Below are 22,710 nucleotides of genomic sequence, written 5' to 3'. Positions count from 1 at the left end.
ACTCCGTGTTCAGTTCAGTTCAGTCCCCCTGGCGTGGGCGGCGCTTGCTGCTGCGACGCCGGGTTCAGCGGGTCCATCTCGTCAGGCACTTTCAATTTCGTCGGGCGATCCGGGTAATCCCCTTCGCCCTTCTTGTAGGCGCGCAGCTGGTAGACATAGGCCAGCACTTCCGCCACCGCCGAGTACAGCTTTTCCGGGATCTCGTCATCGATATCGGTATGCTTGTACAGGGCGCGGGCCAGGGCCGGGGCTTCCATCAGCGTGACCTTGTGCTCCTGGCCCAGCGCCCGGATCTTGGCGGCCACCTCGTCGATGCCCTTGGCCACCACCCTTGGCGCGCCCTTGCCGTCCGTATACTTCAGCGCCACTGCATAATGGGTCGGGTTGGTGACGATCACATCGGCAGTAGGGACATTCTGCATCATCCGGCCACGGGCCATTTCGCGCTGCATCTGGCGAATCTTCCCCTTAATCTGAGGATTGCCGTCCGATTCCTTCGATTCCTGGATCACTTCCTGGCGCGTCATTTTCAGTTTGTCTTTCCAATGCCACAACTGATAAGGACCGTCGATCAGGGCGATGAAGCCCAGCGCGCCGACGATGAACAGGAAGGACCTGCCGATCATGTCGCCCACGTGGGCGCTGCTTTCGTTGAGCGGCTCGACCGCCAGGCCCAGCATCGCCTCTTTTTGACCGCTGACGACGAGATAGGCCACGACGCCCACGACAATGGTCTTGGCGACGGCCTTGAACAGCTCGACCAGGGCATTTTTCGAGAACATATTGCCGATACCCTTGATCGGGTTCAGCTTCATGAAGTTGGGCATGAATGCCTTGGACGAGAACAGCCAGCCGCCGATCAAGAGGGGCGAGGCCAGGGCGATGACCATGATGGCGCCCGCGATCGGCAGGCAGGCCAGCAGCACGCCGACCAGGTCGTTCAGGATGCGTTCGATGAGGATGGCGGGATTGAAGACTTGCTCGCGGTCGAGCGACAGGCCGGACTTGAGCGCCAGGCTCAGCTTACTGACGAGCATGCCGCCGAAGGCCCACAGGCAGGCGCCGGCGGTCATCAATACGGTGAACGTGGCCAGTTCGCGCGATCGGGGAACGTCGCCGTCTTCGCGCGCCTTTTCGATCTTCCGGGGCGATGCGTCTTCTGTCTTTTCTGCGTCGCTATCTTCCGACATGCCTACTCCGCCAAGTCTGTCTCACATGCGCCTTTGTACCGCGCAGATGAGATTATCGCCGGAATTGCTGTGCGGCTAGAGCGAAAGCAGGAAGGGAAAACGGCCGCAATTGCGGCCGGAAGTACTACATGCGGCGGCGGACGAAGACCGGCGCCGGCTGTTCGCGGCCAAGATCGGCCAGCGGAGCGGATTGATTGGCCGCGGTCGGCTTGGAAACACGGGCCGCCATGATGACCGGCGCGATGACCGGCGCAGGGATCGGGGTCCCTAGCGGCTTGGACACGAGCGGCTTGACGACGGCCGTGGTGGCCGGCGCCAGCGGCGCGGTCGGCACCGGGCCATAGCGGCGGCGTGCGCGCCAGGCGGTCACGACCAGGCCGTACACCAGCAGGTAGAGCGCGAAACTGGCCACCACGCCCAGCATCAGCATGTCGGGCGACCCGGCGTTGTTGACCGCCAGCGCGGCCGGCACCAGGGCGATGCTCCACGACACCGGCGAGACGCAGGCGTTGCGCAGCGGCGCCGGCAGCATGCGCAGGTAGCGCGCGGTGATCGCCGTCTTGACCAGGCTGTGCAGGTGCCAGCTGTCCGGATGGCCCGGATGGCGGCGGCACCACAGGCGGCGCACGATGGTGAACACGGTTTCGAAGACGGGGTAGGCGCAGGCCAGCAGCGGCGCCCAGGCCGAGACCGACGGATTGCGGTAGACCAGCATCACCGACAGCCAGGCCAGCAGGAAGCCGAGCAGGTAGGCGCCGCCGTCACCCAGGAACAGCTTGCCGAACGGGAAATTGACGACGAAGAAACCGGCGGTGACGGCGCAGATCACGAAACACAGCTGCGCCAGGTGGACGTCGCCGGCGCCCAGGGCGATCATGCCCAGGGTGGCCAGGCCGATCACGACCGTGCCGCTGGCCAGGCCGTTGAAACCGTCGATGATGTTGACCGCATTGGCCACGCCGCCCACCGCGAAGGCGGTGAACAGGACCGAGAACGGCAGCCAGCCCAGCAGTCCGTCGAGCAGCGCCAGGCCGGTGTACTGCAGGGTGACGCCGGTCAGGAACCAGCAGACGGCGCCGCTGGCCATGGTCGCCAGCAGGCGTGCGCGCACCGAGACGGTGCGGGTGAGGTCTTCGGCCAGGCCGAACACGAAGGCGGGCAAGGCGGCCAGCAGCACCGGCAGCAGCAACTCGCGCTGCGCCTCGGGCAGGACGCCTAGCGCGATCCACAGGCCGATCATGATGGCGGCGCCGCCGATGCGTGGCGTGGGGGTGATATGGAACTTCTGCACACCGCGCGTCGCGTCGAGCGAATAGCGCCCGTGCCAGCGTGTCGTGAACACGAGCAGGAGGGAGCAGATCAGCGATGTGGCAAAGCCGATTTCAAGGCCGGCCATGGGAAGGTTATTAATACTCATAGAGCCACTTTGTTAACTCGTCAATTCTATCGCATTTCTCGTTGATCATCCGGCAATCGTGCCTGGGCGGGGATTCTAACCTAATGTCACAAAGGTGCTGGACTGATGTGCAAGTCCTTGATTGTGCGAGAACAATTCGATGATTCTAGGGAGGTTGCGTTCTCACAATCAATCACCCAGAAACTTCTCCTAATATTTCCCCACAATTTGTTACACTTTTTGTCGCGTGATACTTGGATAGATTCATTTCTTGTTCACAAATAAGGTAGACCCTGGTGAAACATAATCTTCGGCCGCATATTTTCATTCTCGGCATCGTGTTTTGCCTCGGCGCCCTCCACGCTCGACCGGCACACTCCCAAGCCACTGCCTCCCCCGCATTGCTGGAGGCCCGCGCACGCCTGCTCGAGGCCGAAACCCGCCAGGCGCTGGCCGAAGCCGAGCGCGCCGAGCTGCTGGCGCGCCTGCCGCCGGTCCAGGCCAAGGCCTTGAGCGGCAATGTCGACGCCGCCAAGTTCGGCGCCGCCGGCCTGGCGCGCGCCTTCGACCTGGCCCTGGAGCTGGCGGCCGAGGTCTGCACCGGCCTGCCCCAGGACCGCCGCGTCACCCTGTACGACCCGGTCGTGAGCCAGGGCGTGGTGGCGGCGCGCACCGTCGATGGCGCCCTGGAACGCACCGCGCAGGAGTTAACTCATCGCAATCTGGAGCTGCAACACTACATCAACGCGCAGACCCCCGAATCGGCTGACCGCCGACATGCAATACCTTTGATCTGGCTCACGGCGCCCACGGTATTACTGCGCGCCGGCGCCGACCTCGCCAGCCTGTTCAAGAGCGACACGACCCTGGTCGGCATCGCCTATGGCGACGGCGCCCGCGCCCTGTTCGCCAGCGCCCTGGCGCGCAGCTGCCCCGAGCGGCTGGCCGGCCTGAGCGGCGGTTATATGGGCGAGCTCGACATTGCCCGCCATGCACGCCTGCTCGATCAGGTCCGGCTGGTGGGGGCCGAGCGCGCGGTGCTGGCCCAGCATGCCGCCCGGCTCGACATACTGGCCGATGGCGCCAAGGGCGAGCGCAAGAAGCAATTGCAGGCGGTGGAGACCGCGGCCCGCGCCCAACTGAAGGCGGTGGATGCCTTCGTCGAGGGGCTGCGCGCGGGCGAGGCCAGCGATAAAAGTCCCTTGTTCACCGCGGCAAGGTATCTCGGCCAGGCCGAACGCAGCGCCGGCGCGCTGGTGCTCGATGTCGACCTGCGGCTGGAGGGCTTGAGCCAGGTGCGGGCGAATCTGTTTGGCGGCGAGCGCCTGGCCTTGTCTGGCGTCGCCTTCCTGTGGTACCGGCTGCACGAGCCGGATGGGCGGCTGCTGCGCGCCGAGGCGGTGCGCCGGGTCAGCCGGCCGCTCGAGGTGGAGTTGCGTGGCGAGCGGACCGATAGCGGATTCTGGCACGAACCGGTGACGGATTGAACGTGGGGTGGACCGCGACACGCGGTCGACTCGCCGTCCACCCCACGGTTCAGGCCGGATCTCTCCGCTTGAGCGTCTGCTCGATCGCCCCGAACAACGACTTGCCATTCCCATCCAGCATCTCGATGCGGACCGTATCGCCAAACCGCATGAACTGCGTCACCGCCTCGCCACCGTCGATCACCTCTTGCCAGCGTTGCCCGGCGATACTGGCATACCCCGGCGTATGCCTGCGCGTCGCCCGATTCGATACCACGCCCGACCCGACGATCGTCCCCGCCGTCACCCTGCGGCTGCCGGCCAGCGCCGCCAGCAGTTGCGGGAAATTGAAGCCCATATCTTCCCCCGCTTCCAGCGTCCCCACCGGATTGCCATTCCACACCACCCGCAACGGCAGCGCGACCTTGCCCCCGCGCCAGGCGTCACCCAGCTCGTCCGGCGTCACCGCCACCGGTGCGAAGCTCGTCGCCGGCTTGGCCTGCAGCAGGCCCAGGCCGGTCCCGCGTTCGTCCGCCACGAGGTTCTGCAAGGTGATGTCATTGGCCAGCAACAGCAGGCGGATCTGCCGATAGGCTTCGTCCGCCGTCGCCCCTTGCGCCACATCGCCGCTCACCACCGCCAGTTCGGCCGCGAAATCGATGCCCCATTCTTCCCGCGCCAGCGCCAGCTCCTGCCGCGGCCCGAGGAAGCCATCGCTCGCCGCCTGGCGCAATACCGGCGTCTCGCGCCAGGCCGCGGGCAGTTCGCCGCCCGCGGCGCGGCGTTCCAGATCATGGTGGTGCAGGAAGGCGGCGCCGACGACGCGCCCGCTCGCGCGCGGCAGCGGCGCCATGCAGCGGGCCGGGTCGAAGTCGAAAGGCCGGCGCGCCTTGCCTTCGTTCAGTTGGCGGGAAAGCGCGTCGAGCTGGGGCGAGATAAAAGCCCAGTCGTCGAGGGCGGCGCGCAGGCTGGGCGCGATACCGTCGGCGATGTGGGCGGTCTTGAGGTCGCGCGACACCACGGCCAATTGGCCGTCGCGGGTGCCGTCGTCGAGGGTGGCGAGTTTCATGAGCGGGCTCCTGGAGGCGAGCCCGCCATTCTACAGCTCAATATTTAACGATGACACCGGCGCCGAGGCTGCGCTGGAAGTAATTGTAGTCGATCATGCTCTGGCCATAGCCGGCGAAGGCGTTGACATACCCCTTGACCGGACCAGCCAGCGGGAATGCCCAGCCGACCTGGACCGCGCCCTTGTCGGTGCTGAAGTTGCGCCGCACCAGGGCCGACAGCTCGTGGCCGCCGTCCAGGCGGTAGTTGCCGGCCAGTTCGAAGCGGCCCATGTAGTCGATGATGTCCGGATTGTTGTCGTCTTCGGCCGATTCGTTGACCCGCTTCCAGAGCTTGGCCGTCATGGTCAGCGGACCGCGCTCCAGGCCGACCTGGGCGTAGAAGCGGTTCCAGCTGCGCGACAGGGTCGACGACTGGCCGTTCGACTGGTGCACGAAGCCCAGGTTCAGGAAGCGCACATTGGTGCCGAGCAGCGCGAAGTCGAGCGGCGTGACGGCCATGACTTCAGGCTGGTAATTGGTTTCGCGGAACGGGCTGGAAGCCTCGTGGTTGGCCGCCTGCCAGAAACTGTTCTGCGTATAGCCGAACCAGACGTCGAGCGGCAGCTCGAACAGCGTCTCGACCACCTTCATCTTGAAGCTGAGCTGGAATTCGAGCTCGGCCTTCGACAGCCCTTCGGCATCCGGGTCGGCTTCCCAGAAGTCGCGGTAAGGCGCTTCGTTCGGACGGTGGGTGCGGGTCGCGATCAGGTAGCTCGGGTGGTGCGGGCGGAACTTGAACACGCCACGCTTGTCGCGCGCATCGAGTTCCCAGTGGCTGCTCAACGTGTACTGGGCAGCGGCCTGCACGACCGGATCGACCGAGGCGGTGCGGTCTACCGCGCTGGTGCGCGGCGCATCGAAGGCGCCCTCGGCCACCGGAGGCGTGGTCGGCACCGGCGGCACGCCTGCCGGCGTGGCCGGCGTGGCGACGGCGGCGGTGGCCGGCGCGCTGCTGGCGGCAGCGGCCGCCTGGCCGGCGGCGACGCCATCGAAGCAGGCCAGGCGCTGCGCGCCATCGGCGATGGCGGTGCACTCGGCCAGGGTTTGCGGTGCGGTCTGGGCCAATGCCGGCAGGGCCAGCAGGAGCGGAATCAGGGCAAAGGTGTGAGAAAGTTTCGGGCGGTAAGCGTGCATGTTTATTGTTTTATATCAAAACGTTCGTGCGACAACTGGTTCCCAATTGTCATCGCGAGGGAGTGTCGCTGAAATTTCTTATCGATGTCGCACGTATTGCAATAAATCATTTGTTAGTTGTCGAAAGGGTCATAGGCAACGCCGTTCCCCATCACGCCCACGAGTGCGGCGCGGTTTTCCTGGCTTTCCGAAAACCCAACCAGTACATCAGCCACGCTGGCCGCCCGGCTATCGAGCGCGTTGACCCAGAAGTCAATACCCTCGACTTCACCGGGGCGCTGCAATACATTCAGATAGAAATTCTCGACCAACTCGCGGTTCGACGGGCTGATACCATAACGGGCGGTGAACTCGTCCGATGCAACAAATCCGGAAGCTACACTGGCTAGCGTGAGGCCGCCATCCATCATGGTGATCCAGTAACCCAGGCCACCCTCGTCGGGGCGGCGCGCGAATGCCGTCTGGTAGATTCGGTAGGCCTGACCGGCAACACCGTCCACATCCAACGCCAGCATGCCATCGGCAAACTGCAGCCGCTCAATGTCGCGCAGCGTGTCGCTTCCGTCGACGCCGCTGGCGTCAAGCACCGTAAAGCCGTTTTCCGTACGTGCAACCTTATAACCGGCACGCGTGCCGCTGTAGACCGCACGGTCCAGGCCAGCCCCTCCGTCAAGCAGATCGTCGCCGCCCCTTCCCTCAAACCAGTCTTCGCCGGCACCACCGTAACTCGTCTCGGCGCCTTCACGCAATACGATTCGGTCTGCGCCAGCGCTGCCGTGTACTGTCACACCGGCCGCAACGGCCATACGTCCTTCGGACTGGCCGAGCGCCAGGTAGTGCTCCAGGCCGCTGGCGTACTGGCCGGATGCGACCATAGTGCGTACGTCGGCATGCTGATTGAGATAATACGCTTCGTTGTAGGCTGCAGCCCCGAGCATGGCCGCGTTCGCCATGCCAGGGCCGGTACCGAGCGTAGCGCCCAATTCGTAGACTTGAAATGCGTTCAGCGTGGCGCTGCCAAAGCTGTCTTCCCAAGATGAATCGAAGGCCAGGTATTCAAATTTTCCGTCACCGTCGAAATCGCCCCAGGAGACCGGCTTCCCTGCGCCCGAGCTGCCGATCTCGATTACATTAAATCGTCCGGCGCCATCGTTGACATAGGCGAGCGGAACCGGCGCACCGACCGCACGGTGGCCCAGAATGTCGATCGCCCCGTCTCCATTGATGTCTGCCAATTGCCAATAATCGGTCCATGCGAGGCGTGCGCCCTCCCTGTCCAGAAATGGACGGTCGACCTGCACGGTTGTAATGTCCGAGAAATGACCACTGCCGTCATTGCGCAGGATTTGCAGATAGTTCCCGGCATAAAACGGCTCGAACCGGCTGCGCAGGATGGCCAGGTCGACATGACCGTCGCTATCGAAGTCAGCGGCCAGGGTTTTCATGTGCATCTGGTTATCGACTCCGTACACCGATTCGGGCAAGGCAATACGGCGCGCGACGTCGAAGCGTCCTTCTTCGTTTAAGAACACATGACTTTGCGTGCTGCCGTGACCGTACCCCGCAATCAGGTCGCCGAGACCATCGCCGTTCACATCGACGATGGATAGGTCGATCAGTAGATTCCGGCCCTCGCCGGCGCCCGGATTAACCATTGGCCAGTCGTAGGTGATCGCTGCATAGGCGGCCTGGCGATCAATCGTGAAGCTGCCATCAGCGCCTTGCAGCAAGGCATAGCTACCCGCGCCGCGCCAGTCGCCGACCAGGATGTCGTCGCGCCCATCGCCATTCAGGTCACCGGCGGACATGGCATGGGCATCCACTGTATGGGGCCTGCCCGGAAGCGCCAGGGGCAAAGTGGGCACTGACTGGCTGGCGTCGATTGCACCAGGGCCCGTGGTTAGTAACGTCAGGTCGGCGAGTTTACCGTCATGGGTGTCGTGGGCCACCGTCGCCACCGCCGTGCGGCCGTCGGTCAAAATGAGCGTGTCGGCGCGACGCGCGCCAGCCGTGACTGGCATGGCGGCATTTAGGTGGGCATCAAACGCCAATTTGTCATCGACATCGACGCTGAGCGCGATGAATGGGGTGCGGGTGTCAAGTCCCGACGCATAGCCCTTGTTCATCGGTACCACCACGTCGAGGCGACCATCGCCATTCAGGTCGAGCTGGAATACCGCTTGCGGGAACCAGCCAAGCAGGGCGGCGGGATAGCTGACACCGGCATAGGTATAAGCAGGAACAAGTGTCGTTTCGCGAAAGCTGTGGGCCGTATATTGAAGGTCGGCCTTAATCTGGCTAGCCAGGTAGGCAGCGCTGTAACTGCGGTCGGCGAACACGATTTCTTCCACACCGGTAAGCACGTCAACGGTGCCCAACCGCAGATGGCGCACCTCGAGCACGGTGCCAGCTGCCGTCACGGCGTAGTCGCCGCTATCGAGTTCGTGATAGCGCACGATGTCATGGCCGGCGCCGAGATCGATCGTATTGTTGCCCCCAAAAACGAAAACAGTCTCGTCGACGGCACCGCCCACCACGGTACCGCCGAGGCTCGTCATGTGCACGGTATCGATGCCGGAGAGCAGGTCCCGTCCACCCATGCCATCCTGCGCCCAGCCTTCGCGCAAGTTGACGGTAGGACGTTCGGCCGCAAACCACAGCCCGTAGCCGCCGCGACCGTCGACGCCAATTATCACATCGTCGCCGTGATTGGATACGAATACCTGGTTCGGCCCCAGCGTTACACGATCATCGCCGTCCAGCGCATCGATCCAGTCGTAGGAGCCGGCCACCTGTCTGCCATCGATTACATCGCCCTGCGCCGTGCCGTTATATGTCGCCATCTTTTATCCTCTCGATTGTCCGCAATCCCACAATGCCGTAGAGCAATTGAGATTTTGTCATGGCTGCTAATCGAAAGCATCATTTTCTTCAGCAATATTTCGTCTACACAGCAGGCTCTGTAGATCAGCCGATATCACCTGCTACTCCCTGCACCAACAACTCGAGCTGGGCCTGGTCGAGGAAACACCATTCGCCCTCTTCGAGGCCGAGCGATTCCAGGGTCAGGCCGCCGATCTGCGCGCGGTGCAGCGCGCTGCAATGGTTGCCGGCGGCGGCCAGCATCCGTTTGACCTGGTGGTACTTGCCTTGTTCCAGAACGATCTCGAGGGTGTGCTCGCCGAGCTGGACACAGGACACCGCCTTCAGTGGCGCCGGCTCGTCGTTCAATTGCACGCCTGCCAGCATGTGCGCGACCAGCTCATCGGTCACCGGCTCGGCCGTGGTGGCCTGGTAGACCTTGGGCACGTGGCGCTTGGGCGAGGACTGGGCATGGATGAAGGGGCCGTCGTCGGACATCAGGAGCATGCCCGTGGTGTCGTGGTCGAGGCGGCCGACCGGCTGCACCTCGCGCCAGGTAAATTGCTCGGGCAGCAGGGTCAGCACGCCCGGATGGTGGCTGGGCTTGCGCGAGCACTCGAAGTTGGCCGGCTTGTGCAGCGCGATATAGACGTGCTCGCGGTAGCGCCACTCCTCGTCGAATACGGTCAGGACCAGGTCCTCGGTGTCGAAGGCGGCCTTGAAGCTGTCGACGATCTCGCCGTTGACGGCGACGTCGCCGTCTTCGATCAGTGCGCGGCAGTATTTGCGGGTGCCGAATCCCTGCGATTGCAAGATACGGTCTAAGGACAATTTACTCATGGGGCGAGACTTTACCAGATGCGCCTGCCCCTTGGGCAAGCGCTACTTGGCCAGAAGTGTCACCGTTACCTCTAATCCACTTTGCATGCGATCGTTCATTTGAGCAGCGTCAAGTCTTTCGAAATTCTCGTTGATAGACTTCAACACGTTAGGAATCCGCCTAACGGCACCTAGGGCCATCTTGAAGCAAGGGGGCCGTAGCCTAAGGATAGGAATGAACGTGAACGATGATCTCGACACTACAGACGAAAAGCTTTCCGCCCACGAGGCCTACTGCGCGCGCCAACGGCTCGCCAGGGAGCAGGCGGCGCTTTTCCCCACCCGGCTCGCCATGGCGCGCTGGCGCAGCGGCGGCCCTCCCCACCTGCATCCCGGACAACCTGCCGCACGCGCCGCCTGGTATGCCCGCACTATAAGCGACCACCAGGACTGGCTCCATCGCGGCGGCTTCGCCCAGCACGATGAGCTGGCGCCGCTGCGACAGCCGATCATGTGGCAACCGCCGCGCGCGAGCGCATCACAGCGAGGATTGCTGGTTTCCCAAAAAATCGCGCAGTACCTCCTGCAACAACAGATGGGACGTCCCGTGGAACAGCGCATGGAACCTTGTACGCAGCAGAATTCGCAACCGTTATGCCGCTCGGATCGCGATGGCGATGGCGACGCCCGGCAATGCGGCACCTGCACCTGAACCGGCACTGTTTTCCGGCAGGACGCCGGAAACACCCGATGAAACTGAAACAGGGGAAGGAGCGCTGGCAGCATCTGGCAGCGCCAAAAATGGAAACGACGGCCAGGGCCGTCGTTTCCCGTTCCTGCAGCAGGCGTGCGTGTCAAGCCTCTCAGGGACGTACTACCGTGAGGAATGGAATTCTCTCAAAACCGCGCAGCGCGCGGCGGGTTAGCGTGTCGCCGTCCGGACCGACCGAAGCCCTTGCCTCTGTCGATCCTTGCTGCGCGCGCTACCGTTCTACTATAGCCGCTGGGCGTCTGTATTCAAGGACAATGTTTAGCGCAATTTCGGTACGGCGCCGTGATACGCCGCTTTCACTGCACTTTCGCCGACCGCCGCGCCAAATTTCTTGAGTACTCTTTCTGGCAAACCTTCGTGCGCCGTGTAGTCGACGATGTCCTCGGCCTTGACGATATCGCGCGCCACCGTGTCGACGGTGCCGAAAGCGTCGGCCAGGCCCATGTCCACCGCCCGGGCGCCGGTCCAGTACAGGCCGGAGAAGGTTTCCGGGGTCTCCTTCAGGCGCTTGCCGCGCCCGGCGCGCACCACCGCGATGAATTGCTGGTGGATTTCGTTCAGCATCTCCTGGGCGTGCTCGCGGTGCTTGGCGGATTGCGGGCTGAACGGGTCGAGGAAACCCTTGTTCTCGCCGGCCGTCAGCAGGCGCCGCTCGACGCCGAGCTTGTCCATGGTGCCGGTGAAGCCGAAGCTGTCCATCAACACCCCTACCGAACCGACGATCGAGGCCTTGTTGACATAGATGCGGTCGGCCGCCGAGGCGATGTAGTAGCCGCCCGAGGCGCAGATCTCGTCCACCACCACGTACAGCGGTTTGTCGGGATAGCCGCGCTTGAGGCGCTGGATCTCGTCCACGATGATGCCGGCCTGTACCGGGCTGCCGCCCGGACTGTCGATGCGCAGCACCACCGCCGCCGAGCCGGGGTCGGAGAACGCCTTGTTCAGGGACGGGATCACGGTATCGGCGGCGCCGCTGCCTTCCGCCTCGATCTCGCCGTTAATCTCGATCAACGCCGTGTGGCGACCGAGATTTTCGACGTCGCCGGTGCCGAAATTGAAGTCGTAGTAGGCCCACAGCGCCAGCAGGGCGACGGTGAGGAAACCCAGCTTGAAGAAAATGCTCCAGCGCCGTGCGCGGCGCCGCTCCTGGACGGTGGCGAATACCAGCTTCTCGAGCGTCTCGCGCTCCCAGTTGCCTACGGTCGGATTCGATGCGAGCCGGCTGTCGCCGGGATGGTCATGGCTCGTTTGGTCACTCATAAAGTCGGAAGGTCGGTTGGCGAGCTATCCCTGCGCAGGCGCGCAGAACCGCTCGTCGGGGAGCCAGTATATCTTGCCCGCGCCTTCGTGTACGGCGATCGGATGCAGACGCCCGCCGCGGCAAGGGCCGCCCGCGCATCTGCCGCTGCCCGGCTCGTACACCGCGCCATGGGTGGCGCACATCAGGTACTGGCCGCCGGACTCGAAGAACTCGCCTTCTTTCCAGTCGAGCTCGATCGGAACGTGGGCGCAGCGGTTCAGGTAGCCGTACACCTGGCCGCCGTAACGGACCACGAAACCGGTCGCCGGCTGGCCGAACGCGCGCAAGGGAAAACGCACGCCGCGGCCTGCGTCGACCAAGACGTCGGCATCGCACACGAACACGCGGCCATCATCCGCCATTTGCGCGGTCCCGGGTTCAGGCATGCTCGAGCAGCCAGGCATGCAGCTCGGGGATCGAACGGGCCGAGAACAGCGGATTGCAAGTGTGCAGCTGGGCCACCGGATGAGCGCCGAACTCGACGGCAATGCCGGACGCCCCTGCATTGTTCGCCATCATGAGGTCGTGCGTGGTGTCTCCGATCATCACGGTACGCCGCAGGTCCTGGCCGAGCTCGCGGGTCAGTTCTTGCAGCATCGCCGGATGGGGCTTCGAGAATGTCTCATCCGCGCAACGGGTGGCGTCGAAGATCGACAGCAGGCCGGTGGCGTTCAGGGCGCGATTCAGTCCCACGCGGCTCTTGCCGGTGGCGACTGCAAGGAAGTAACCCTCATTATTAAGATCGGCCAACATCTCGCGAACGCCCTTGAACAGCACCAGTTCATGGTCTTTCGTCAAGAAGTGATAGCGGTAGCGCTCGACCATGCGCGGGTACAGGGCCGGTTGGATGCCCGGCATCACGGCCTGCATCGCCTCGGCCAGGCCGAGGCCGATGACGTGGGCGGCCGAGGTGTCGCTCGGCACCGGCAGGCCGAGGTCGCGCGCCGCCGACTGGATGCACTTGACGATGGCCGCGGTGCTGTCCATCAGCGTGCCATCCCAGTCGAACACGATCAGGTCAAATTGTTTTCTTGCCATTATTTGGTGGCGACATGGGCCGCCGGTCTCCATAGTTTTTCGTTAGCGCGCACACGTGGATCACGCGCTTGCAGGCCCCAAGCTTACCAAGAACCGCTCGCACTCCTCCGGCATCGGCGCGCGCAAGGTCATCCGTTCACCACTGTCGGGATGGGTGAACGTGATCTGGTGCGCGTGCAGGAACATGCGCTTGAGCGCCCCGCGGCCTTCGGTCGCCTTGTGCAACTGTTTATTGAATGCGAAGTCGCCGTATTTTTCGTCGCCCAGGATCGGGAAGCCGGACGACGCCAGGTGCACCCGGATCTGGTGCGTGCGCCCCGTTTTGAGTTCGGCTTCAAGCAAGGCAAAATTTTGCCATTTTTTTAATAAATTGAAAATGGTGTGCGCTTCCTGGCCGCCGGCCTGGACCACCACGCGTTTCTCGCCTTCCGCCGTCGTGTATTTATGCAGCGGCAACTTGACGTGCTGGCGCTTGTTTTGCCAGTCGCCTTTCACGGCCGCGAAATAGCGCTTGTCGGTGGTGCCGTCGCGCATCTGGTCGTGCAGATTGGTCAGGGCGCTGCGCTTCTTGCCGATCAGGAGCAGGCCCGAGGTCTCGCGGTCGAGCCGGTGCACCAGTTCCAGGAACTTGGCTTGCGGCCGCGCCGCGCGCAGTTGTTCGATCACGCCATACGACACGCCCGAGCCGCCATGCACGGCCACGCCGGCCGGCTTGTTAATGACGAGCAAGTGCGTGTCTTCATGCACGATCGGGAACTCGGTCCCCGGCACGCTGTCGGTATTGGCTTTCTCGGCGATGCGGATCGGCGGGATGCGGACCATATCGCCCTCTGCCAGGCGGTAGAGCTGGTCGATCCGGCCCTTGTTGACCCGCACCTCGCCCGAACGGAGGATACGGTAGATGTGACTCTTCGGTACGCCTTTGCAGACACGCAACAGGTAGTTATCGATGCGCTGTCCGGCGTCTTCTTCGCCGATTGTCACAAACTGTGCCTGCAGAGCCTGTTGTGATGAAGGGGGAACAACATCGTTTTGGGTCGCCATTCGCTCTGTCTTCCCAGAAATTCTCTCTAAGTCCTTCATTTTGAATATATAATCGACAGGCGGCGGTCAAACCTCTGCTGGTGTAAGAATTAAAACGATATTTTACACAGGGGCGCGCTCCATCGGCCCTGCTCATTGCAAATTCGATGGAAAGAAACGTGTACGCACATCCTTGCGCCGATCAGGGTTGCACCTGCAGTTGTAATCGGGTTGGGCGCAATGATGCAGGATTGGATTGTCAGGATTCTTAAGGATAAGTACCGACAAGCAAATCTTGCTTGTCGGGTGATGGTGTCGATAACGCTTGTCGTTTTCGCCGGGCTCGACGCAGGACCATCCTCGGAACTTGTGAGTTAGGCTGTCTTTTCGCCTCCAGGTCCTGGATGTCGTCGGCGTCGAGCCGGGCTGGTTTTAGCGCGCCCCCTCGCTTCCGCTGTGCCACCCCAACGTGGTGGCAGGCGGCCAGCGCAGGTCGCGGCGTGCGTGGACAATGACGTTCGGCTCCACAGCGCCCTGTTGCGGCAGCGATGCAGTGTTCACTCGCAGTGCTCACTGTCTGTCGTCGTATCGCACGCCATGGGCATTTCCCCTCCTGGTCTCCCTTCCCCGCATACATCCCTGTAGCTGCGCCGCCCGCGAGGGCGGCCATCACACGGCCCACGGGTCGCGGAGTTTATAAAAATGAAACGCATGTTGTTTAACGCTACGCAGCAAGAGGAGCTGCGCGTAGCGATTGTCGACGGTCAAAAACTGATCGACATCGATATCGAGACTGCCGGTCGCGAACAGCGCAAGTCCAATATCTACAAGGGTGTCATCACCCGCATCGAACCCTCCCTCGAAGCCTGCTTCGTCTCCTACGGCGAAGACCGCCACGGATTCCTCCCCTTCAAAGAAGTCGCCCGCTCGTATTTCCGCGAGGGCGTCGACGTGCGCAACTGCACCATCAAGGAGGCGCTGAAGGAAGGCCAGGAAATCATGGTCCAGGTCGAGAAGGAAGAACGCGGTAACAAGGGCGCCGCCCTGACCTCGTTCATCTCGCTGGCCGGCCGCTACCTGGTCTTGATGCCGAACAATCCGCGTGGCGGCGGCGTGTCGCGCCGGGTCGAAGGCGAAGAGCGCCAGGAACTGCGCGAAACCATGGACAAGCTCGACTTGCCGCAAGGCATGTCGGTAATCGCCCGCACCGCCGGCATCGGCCGCAACGTCGAAGAGCTGCAGTGGGACTTGAACTACCTGATGCAGCTGTGGCGCGCGATCGAAGGCGCCGGCAAGTCGGCCGCCGGCGCTTTCCTGATCTACCAGGAATCGTCGCTCGTCATCCGCGCGATCCGCGACTATTTCCAGCCTGATATCGGCGAAGTGCTGATCGATACCGACGACATCTACGAACAGGCCCAGCAGTTCATGAGCCACGTGATGCCCGACATGGCGCATCGCGTGAAGCGCTACAGCGACGACGTGCCGCTGTTCTCGCGTTTCCAGATCGAACACCAGATCGAAACCGCCTACGCGCGCACCGTGCCGCTGCCATCGGGCGGCGCGATCGTGATCGACCACACCGAAGCCCTGGTCTCCATCGACGTCAACTCGGCCCGCGCCACCCGCGGCTCGGACATCGAAACCACCGCCTTCAACACCAACTGCGAAGCGGCCGACGAAGTCGCCCGCCAGCTGCGCCTGCGCGACCTGGGCGGCCTGATCGTGATCGACTTCATCGACATGGAAGTGGCCAAGAACCAGCGCGAAGTCGAGCAGCGTCTCAAGGATGCCCTGCACCACGACCGCGCCCGCGTCCAGATGGGCAAGATCTCGCGCTTCGGCCTGATGGAACTGTCGCGCCAGCGCCTGCGTCCTTCGCTGTCCGAAGGCTCGCACGTGACCTGCCCGCGCTGCTCGGGCACCGGCCATATCCGTGATACCGAATCGTCGGCCCTGCAAGTCCTGCGTATCATCCAGGAAGAGGCCATGAAAGAGAATTCGGCCGCGATCCACGTGCAGGTGCCGGTCGACGTCGCCGCCTTCCTGCTCAACGAAAAGCGTGGCGAAGTGCTCAAGATCGAGAACCGCCACCGCATCACCGTGATCCTGATCCCGAACAAGCATCTGGACACCCCGCACTACAAGCTCGAGCGCATCAAGCACGACGATCCGCGCCTGGAAGATGCGCACGCCAGCTATGCCATGGCCGAAACCGCCGACACCGACATGGCCTACGCCAAGCGCCAGAAAGAAGAAGCGAAGCCGCGCCAGGAAGCCGTCGTCAAGACCATCACCCCGGCCCAGCCGGCGCCGGTGGTCGACCGCAGCGAAGCGGCGAAGTCGGCAGCCGGTGCTGCGGCCAAGCCCGTGGCCGCGCCAGTGGCAGCCCCTGCCCCGGCGCCAGTCGAGAAAGGTTTCTTTGCCCGCCTGCGCGACTTCTTCTTCGGCAAACCCGAAGAACCGGCGCCGGCGGCCCCGGTCGTGGCCGAGAAGCCGGCCGCGCCTGCCCCGGCCGAGCGAGGCGAGCGCAACGGCCGCAGCAAGGGTGGCCGTCATGGCGGCCGCAATGGCGAACGTGGCGCCAAGCCGGGCCGTGAGCGCGAAGAGCGCGACGCCGTCGCCACCACCGTCGCCAAGGGCGCGCCCGGCGAGGAAATCGCCAAGGCGCCGCAAGCCGAAGAAGCCCGCGAAGGCCGGCCGCCGCGCCAGCCGCGTGAGCGCAAGCCACGCGAGCCGCGTGAGCCGCGCGAACAGGTCGAAGGCGCGGCGCGCGTCGAGGGCGCCGAGCGTCCCGAGCGCAAGGAGCGCCAGCCACGCCAGCCGCGCGAGCGTACCGAACGTACCGAGCGCACCACCCAGGCCATCGAAGCGAAGCTCGATGAAGTGAGCGTGACCCAGGTCGTGGCCAGCGAGACCGTCGCGATCAGCACCACGGGTCCGGAAGGCACCCAGGAAGTCGTGCAGCAGGTCGTCAAGTCGGTCACGACGATCGGACCGGACGGCGAAGACATCGACGGCGAAGGCGACGAGCCGCGCCGCCGCCGCCGCCGTGGTGGCCGTAACCGCAACCGCCGCGACCGTGACCAGGTCGAGGGCAGCGAAGGGCTGGAAGGTTCGGACGACGCGCCGGCATTCACCCCGGTAGCCGATGAAGAGGCGGCCAAGGTCGCCGCTGCGGCCAGGGCGGCGAAAGCCAGGCCGGCACGTGCCGTAACGCAAGATGCGTGGCCGTTCCCGACCGCCGCGTCGGTCGCGGCTGCCAAGGCCGAAGAAGAGAAGGCTGCGGCCCCGGTTGCTGCCGCTCCTGCTCCGACCGCACCAGCTGCTGCTGACGCGATTGCGTTCCCGACCGCGGCGTCGGTGGCTGCTGAACAGAATATGTTCCCGACCGCGGCATCGGTGGCTGCTGAGCAGAATATGTTCCCGACCGCGGCGTCGGTCGCTGCTGAGCAGAATATGTTCCCGACCGCGGCGTCGGTCGCCGCGGCGCGTGCTGCTGCCGGGCAGACTGCCGCACCAGCGGCGGCTGAGCCTGCACCTGCACCTGCCCCTGCACCGGCCCCGGTCGAGCAGGCGCCGGTGGCACAGGCTGCTCCGGCACCTGCGCCTGTGGCCGATACCGCGCCAGTGGCCGAACCGGTCGCCGCTTCGGCCGTCGAGCCGGCGCCAGCCGCCGCACCGGCCATCACCATCGCGCCGACCCCGGTTGCCGCACCGGCAGCTACCGCACCGGCGCCGGGTGCTGCCCTGGCTTCGGCCCCGGTCGACGCTGCGGCGCCCGAAGCACCGGCCAAGCTGGATGAAGTGCTGGCCCAGGCCGGCCTGCAACTGGCCGCAACCGACCCTGAAAAACTGCGCGCCGCCCAGGAAGCTGCAGTGGCGACCCCGGTCCGCCTGGGCCGCGCCCGCAAGCCAGCGGTCGCGCCGGTCGACGAGCCGCTGGTGCAGGTCGATACGCGTCAGTAAGCCGAGGCGCGCCGCACCTGGCGCGTCCGTAGTCCGCTGCATCGGCACATCGTTCCCGCGCAGGCGGGAATCCAGGTTTGCAAGCGCTGCCACAGCGCCGGGAGACCTGGGTTCCGCCTTCGCGGGAACAACATTTTGGGGCTGGAACAACGTCTTGGGCGAAGCGACGCCTTGGACGGAAACGACGTCTGGACGAAAACGACGTCCTGGCCTAACGAAATAATTCCGCATTAACTGAACGGTATTAAGTTACCGTCTCATTCCCTTAGCGGTACGGGCAGGTTCAGCAGCCCCGTGATATCGTACTGAAATGGCTGAAAAAATCATTTTGATCAATGACCTGCGCTCATCGGCGCTGCAGGTCCCGGCCGTGCCTGAAGCGCCGACCGGCTTGCTGAGCGACGCGCTCGGGCGGCCCCTGCACGACCTGCGCATCTCCGTCACCGACCGCTGCAACTTCCGCTGCGTGTATTGCATGCCGAAGGAAGTGTTCGACAAGGATTACCAATACCTGCCGCACGGCGACCTGCTGTCGTTCGAGGAAATCACGCGGGTGGCGCGGCTGTTCGTGGCGCATGGCGTCGAGAAGCTGCGCCTGACCGGCGGCGAACCGCTGCTGCGCAAGAACCTCGAGCGCCTGGTCGCCATGCTGCGTGCGCTGCCGACACCCAGCGGCCGCCCGCTCGACCTCACGCTCACCACCAACGGTTCGATCCTGGCGCGCAAGGCGCAAGCCCTGAAAGACGCCGGCCTCGACCGCGTCACGGTCTCGCTCGACGCGCTCGACGACAAGGTCTTCCGCAGCATGAACGACGTCGACTTCGCCGTCGCCGACGTCCTGCACGGCATCGACGCCGCCCACGCGGCCGGCCTGGGGCCGGTCAAGGTCAATATGGTGGTCAAGGGCGGCACCAACGACGACCAGATCGTGCCGATGGCGCGCCACTTCAAGGGCTCGCCGACCATCCTGCGCTTCATCGAATTCATGGACGTCGGCGCCTCGAACGGCTGGAATATGCGCGACGTCGTGCCTTCGCAAGAAGTAGTGCGGCGCATCTCGGCCGAGTTGCCGCTGGTTGCTGCCGCGGCCAACTACAGCGGCGAGACCGCGTCGCGCTGGCGCTATGTCGACGGCAGCGGCGAGATCGGCGTGATCTCGAGCGTCACCCAGGCCTTTTGCGGCGACTGCTCGCGCCTGCGCCTGTCGACCGAGGGCAAGCTCTATACCTGCCTGTTCGCCACCCGCGGCCACGACCTGCGCGCGCTGCTGCGCGCCGGCCGCAGCGACCTGGAACTCTCGGGCGCCATCGCCCAGCTGTGGCGCGGTCGGGCCGACCGCTATTCCGAGACCCGCACGGCGGAGACGGGCATCGGCCAGCGCGATGGCGCGCGCAAGGTTGAAATGTCCTATATCGGCGGTTAATACGAAGTGGTGAAACGACACATGGAACAAGGAATGATCAGCGCACTGGTACTGGCGGGCGGTCGCGGCTCGCGCATGGGCAATGTCGACAAGGGCCTGCAGCCTTTCCGCTCGAGCACCATGGTCGAGCACGTGCTGGCGCGCCTGCGGCCGCAGGTCGGGCCGGTGGCGATCAGCGCCAACCGCAACCTCGATACCTATCGTGCGTTCGAGGTGACGGTGTTGCCGGACGAGATAGCCGACTATCCGGGCCCGCTGGCCGGGCTCGAAGTCGGGCTGCGCCACTGCGCCACGCCCTACCTGCTGGCCGTGCCCTGCGATTCGCCCTTCCTGCCGGCTGACCTGGCTGCGCGCCTGTTCGCCGCACTGAAAGAGGCCGATGCCGACGTCGCCTACGCCGCGACCCGGGAGCCGGGCATGCGCGCGCAAGCACATCCCGTGTTCTGCCTGGTGCGCACGGACCGGCTGCCGGCGCTGTCGGCCTACCTGGCCGAGGGCGGCCGTCGCGTCGACGGCTGGTACCGCGACCTGAAGTCGGTCGAGGTCATCTTCGACGACGCCGATGCGTTCCGCAACATCAATACCCTGGACGAGCTGCGCGGCCTCGACGACACCGCCCCGCCCTTCCCCGCCAGCCTGGCCCAGGTGGCCAGCTGCATCAACGGCTACGATCCGGACGCCCTGCGCGTGGCCGACGCCCAGCGCATCATCCGCGATTTCGTGCAGCCGGTGCGGGCCGTCGAGATGGTGGCGCTGCGCGCCTCGCTCGGCCGCGTGCTGGCGCGCGACCTGGTCTCGCCGATCAACGTGCCCTCGCATGACAACTCGGCCATGGACGGCTACGCGCTGCGCGGCGGCGACCTGCCCCAGGACGGCGTCGTCACCCTGAAGGTGGCCGGCATCGCCTTTGCCGGCAAGCCACTCGACATCGTCGTCGAACCTGGCGAGTGCGTGCGCATCATGACCGGCGGCGTGATGCCGGCCGGCTGCGACAGCGTGCTGCCGCAGGAATTCGCCGAGAGCGCCACCGACGACACGGTGACCTTGCGCGCGGGCGCGATCCGCGCCGGCGACAACCGCCGCCTGGCAGGCGAAGACCTGAAGGCCGGCAGCGCCGCGCTGAAGGCCGGCCGCGTCATCCGTCCGGCCGACCTGGGCCTGTGCGCCTCGCTCGGCTTTGCCGAGATTCCCGTGCAGCGCCGCCTGCGCGTGGCGTTCTTCTCGACCGGCGACGAGCTGCGCTCGATCGGCGAGAGGCTCGACGAAGGCTGCGTGTATGACAGCAACCGCTACACGATCTACGGCATGCTTGCCCGCCTGGGCTGCGAGATCATCGACATGGGCGTGGTGCGCGACAGTCCCGAGGCGCTCGAAGAAGCGCTGCGCACCGCCTGCGAGAACGCCGACGCGATCATCACCTCGGGCGGCGTCTCGGTCGGCGCGGCGGACTACACCAAGCAGGTGATGGGCCAGCTGGGCGACGTGACGTTCTGGAAGATCGGCATGCGCCCCGGCCGTCCGCTGGCCTTCGGCCGGGTGGCGTCGAACGGCCGCAGTGCCTTCCTGTTCGGCCTGCCGGGCAATCCGGTGGCGGTGATGGTGTCGTTCTACTTCTTCGCACGCGAGGCGCTGTTGCGGATGATGGGGGCCGAGGCGCCGCTGCCGCTGCTGCGTGCGCGCTCAGTCGATGCGATCCGCAAGAAACCCGGGCGGACCGAGTACCAGCGCGGCATCGTCGCCCGCGCGGCGGATGGGGAGCCAGAAGTGCGGCTTACCGGGGCACAGGGCTCGGGCATCCTGCGCTCGATGTCGGAGGCGAACTGCATGGTGGTGCTGCATGATGGGCAAGGCAATGTCGCGGCCGGGGAGATGGTGGATATCCTGCCGTTTGAGGGCTTGTTCTGACGGCATGATGTGACCTGGTGTTATGGGGTGGATGGGTGCCGTCCAGCCAATCCTTGTTCCGCCGCACCGCGCCGCGTTCTTGCCTGCCCTGTGGGGTGGACGGCTCGGCCGTCCACGCGTCCAGCCAATCCTTGATCCGCCGCACTGCGCCCTGCCTGCCCTGTGGCGTGGATGGCTCTGCCGTCCACGCGTCCAACCACCGCATGCATCACAACGCAACCGCGATTTGAACGCGTGGACGGCGAGCCGTCCACCCTACGGTCGGCTTTTTCACGGTCCGCCTTCCCTACGGTTTGTGCCCTCGTGGGGTGGACGGCTCGGCCGTCCACGCGTCCAGCCAGTCTTTGATCCGCCGCGCCGCGTCCCTGCCCGCCCTATGGGGTGGATGGCTTTGCCGTCCACGCGTCCAACCAATCCTTGGTCCGCCGCACCGCATCCCTGCCTGCCCTGTGGGGTGGATGGCTCTGCCATCCACGCGTCCAACCACCGCATGCATCACAACGCAACCGCGATTTGAACGCGTGGACGGCGAGCCGTCCACCCCACGGTCGACTTTTCCACGGCCCGCCTCTCCACGGTTTGTGCCCTCGTGGGGTGGACGGCTCGGCCTTCCACGCGTCCAACCAGTCTTTGATCCGCCGCGCCGCGTCCCTGCCTGCCCTATGGGGTGGATGGCTCTGCCGTCCACGCGTCCAACCAATCCTTGATCCGCCGCACCGCGCCCTGGCCTGTCGCGGCTACGATCGCGGCATGTCGCGCTTTCGCCGCATCCGCTCCGGCCCCACGTATTTTTTTACGCTGGTCGCCTACCACCGTCGCCCGATCCTGTGCGACGACGCGATTCGTTCCGCTTTACACGATGCATTCACCCGAACACGCGCCCGCCGGCCATTCACCGTCGAGGCGATCGTCCTGATGCCTGACCATCTCCACTGCATCTGGACCCTCCCGGACGGAGATCTCGACATTTCCACGCGCTGGTCCCAGATTAAGCACCATGTCTCGTGGACCTGCCGTGGTTTGTACGATGATTTCATTTGTACCGCATCACGCCGGAGCCGTGGTGAAGCGGCGATCTGGCAGCGGCGCTTCTATGAACGCATGATCAGGAATGACGTGGAAATGGAACGATACACCGATTACATCCATTACAACCCGGTCAAACATGGTCATGCCGCCAGCGCGGCTGCCTGGCCGTATTCTTCGTTCCAGAGGTATGTCAGAGGGGGAGTTTACCCGATGGACTGGGGCGGGATCGATGGGGAATGGGGTGCCGGGCTGGAATGATCGGGGGCTGGCTGGAC

General features: G+C 64.7%; 16 protein-coding genes. 6 read left to right on the top strand and 10 right to left on the bottom strand.

Going from position 1 to position 22,710, the window contains the following annotated elements; all coding sequences use genetic code 11:
* Window positions 1-14 precede the first annotated feature (14 nt).
* Both flhB and AC56KW_RS15835 read right to left on the bottom strand, forming a co-directional pair.
* Entirely contained in the window at window positions 15-1,190 is a 1,176-nt protein-coding gene (gene flhB, locus AC56KW_RS15840) for a flagellar biosynthesis protein FlhB (protein ID WP_497171635.1), read from the bottom strand.
* Between the two features lie 124 nt (window positions 1,191-1,314).
* Window positions 1,315-2,607 (bottom strand): MraY family glycosyltransferase, encoded by a 1,293-nt coding sequence (locus tag AC56KW_RS15835; protein WP_497171634.1) that lies wholly within the window; start codon window positions 2,605-2,607, stop codon window positions 1,315-1,317.
* A 380-nt stretch (window positions 2,608-2,987) separates the two neighbouring features.
* Between AC56KW_RS15835 and AC56KW_RS15830 the strand changes: the two genes are divergently transcribed.
* On the top strand, window positions 2,988-4,073 hold the full coding sequence (locus AC56KW_RS15830; RefSeq protein ID WP_497171633.1) for a hypothetical protein: 1,086 nt from the start codon (window positions 2,988-2,990) through the stop codon (window positions 4,071-4,073).
* A gap of 49 nt (window positions 4,074-4,122) precedes the next feature.
* Here AC56KW_RS15830 and AC56KW_RS15825 read toward each other — a convergent pair whose 3' ends face one another.
* From AC56KW_RS15825 to AC56KW_RS15810, 4 genes are all read right to left on the bottom strand, one after another.
* On the bottom strand, window positions 4,123-5,121 hold the full coding sequence (locus AC56KW_RS15825) for a fumarylacetoacetate hydrolase family protein (protein WP_497171632.1): 999 nt from the start codon (window positions 5,119-5,121) through the stop codon (window positions 4,123-4,125).
* 37 nt (window positions 5,122-5,158) lie between these two features.
* Entirely contained in the window at window positions 5,159-6,295 is a 1,137-nt protein-coding gene (locus tag AC56KW_RS15820; RefSeq protein ID WP_497171631.1) for a phospholipase A, read from the bottom strand.
* Between the two features lie 113 nt (window positions 6,296-6,408).
* On the bottom strand, window positions 6,409-9,138 hold the full coding sequence (locus AC56KW_RS15815) for an FG-GAP-like repeat-containing protein (protein WP_497171630.1): 2,730 nt from the start codon (window positions 9,136-9,138) through the stop codon (window positions 6,409-6,411).
* Window positions 9,139-9,262: 124 nt separating this feature from the next.
* A complete protein-coding gene (locus tag AC56KW_RS15810; RefSeq protein WP_497171629.1) occupies window positions 9,263-9,997 on the bottom strand; it encodes a pseudouridine synthase in 735 nt (244 codons plus the stop codon).
* A 220-nt stretch (window positions 9,998-10,217) separates the two neighbouring features.
* On the opposite strand from AC56KW_RS15810, the gene AC56KW_RS15805 reads away from it, so the two are divergent.
* Window positions 10,218-10,688: a hypothetical protein gene (locus AC56KW_RS15805; RefSeq protein ID WP_497171628.1), complete on the top strand. Its 471-nt coding sequence runs from the start codon at window positions 10,218-10,220 to the stop codon at window positions 10,686-10,688.
* Window positions 10,689-11,006: 318 nt separating this feature from the next.
* Here the strand turns inward: AC56KW_RS15805 and AC56KW_RS15800 are convergent, their stop codons facing one another.
* From AC56KW_RS15800 to AC56KW_RS15785, 4 genes are read right to left on the bottom strand one after another with little or no spacing between them, the layout of a single operon-like run.
* Complete coding sequence (locus tag AC56KW_RS15800; RefSeq protein ID WP_497171627.1) at window positions 11,007-12,008, bottom strand: S49 family peptidase; 1,002 nt, start codon at window positions 12,006-12,008, stop codon at window positions 11,007-11,009.
* A gap of 24 nt (window positions 12,009-12,032) precedes the next feature.
* The gene (locus AC56KW_RS15795; RefSeq protein ID WP_497171626.1) at window positions 12,033-12,410 is read right to left on the bottom strand and encodes a Rieske (2Fe-2S) protein; all 378 of its coding nucleotides are present in this window, start codon (window positions 12,408-12,410) and stop codon (window positions 12,033-12,035) included.
* A 16-nt stretch (window positions 12,411-12,426) separates the two neighbouring features.
* The gene (locus tag AC56KW_RS15790) at window positions 12,427-13,086 is read right to left on the bottom strand and encodes an HAD-IIIA family hydrolase (RefSeq protein WP_497171625.1); all 660 of its coding nucleotides are present in this window, start codon (window positions 13,084-13,086) and stop codon (window positions 12,427-12,429) included.
* 60 nt (window positions 13,087-13,146) lie between these two features.
* The gene (locus tag AC56KW_RS15785) at window positions 13,147-14,130 is read right to left on the bottom strand and encodes an RluA family pseudouridine synthase (RefSeq protein WP_497171624.1); all 984 of its coding nucleotides are present in this window, start codon (window positions 14,128-14,130) and stop codon (window positions 13,147-13,149) included.
* A 681-nt stretch (window positions 14,131-14,811) separates the two neighbouring features.
* Between AC56KW_RS15785 and AC56KW_RS15780 the strand changes: the two genes are divergently transcribed.
* The 4 genes from AC56KW_RS15780 (at window position 14,812) to AC56KW_RS15765 (ending at window position 22,693) form a co-directional block, all read left to right on the top strand.
* Window positions 14,812-18,078 carry an Rne/Rng family ribonuclease gene (locus AC56KW_RS15780; RefSeq protein WP_497171623.1) on the top strand — a complete coding sequence of 1,089 codons (3,267 nt, stop codon included), beginning with the start codon at window positions 14,812-14,814 and terminating at the stop codon, window positions 18,076-18,078.
* 310 nt (window positions 18,079-18,388) lie between these two features.
* Window positions 18,389-19,501 (top strand): GTP 3',8-cyclase MoaA, encoded by a 1,113-nt coding sequence (moaA, locus tag AC56KW_RS15775; protein ID WP_497171622.1) that lies wholly within the window; start codon window positions 18,389-18,391, stop codon window positions 19,499-19,501.
* A gap of 33 nt (window positions 19,502-19,534) precedes the next feature.
* Window positions 19,535-21,406, top strand: a complete 1,872-nt coding sequence (moeA, locus tag AC56KW_RS15770; protein ID WP_497171621.1) for a molybdopterin molybdotransferase MoeA — start codon at window positions 19,535-19,537, stop codon at window positions 21,404-21,406.
* Between the two features lie 750 nt (window positions 21,407-22,156).
* Complete coding sequence (locus tag AC56KW_RS15765; protein WP_497171620.1) at window positions 22,157-22,693, top strand: REP-associated tyrosine transposase; 537 nt, start codon at window positions 22,157-22,159, stop codon at window positions 22,691-22,693.
* Window positions 22,694-22,710: the final 17 nt, after the last annotated feature.

It is taken from the genome of Telluria sp. RT2P19 (genome assembly GCF_059685725.1).
Note: the sequence above shows the minus strand (reverse complement) of the source record. Positions and strands in the feature narration are given on the sequence as shown.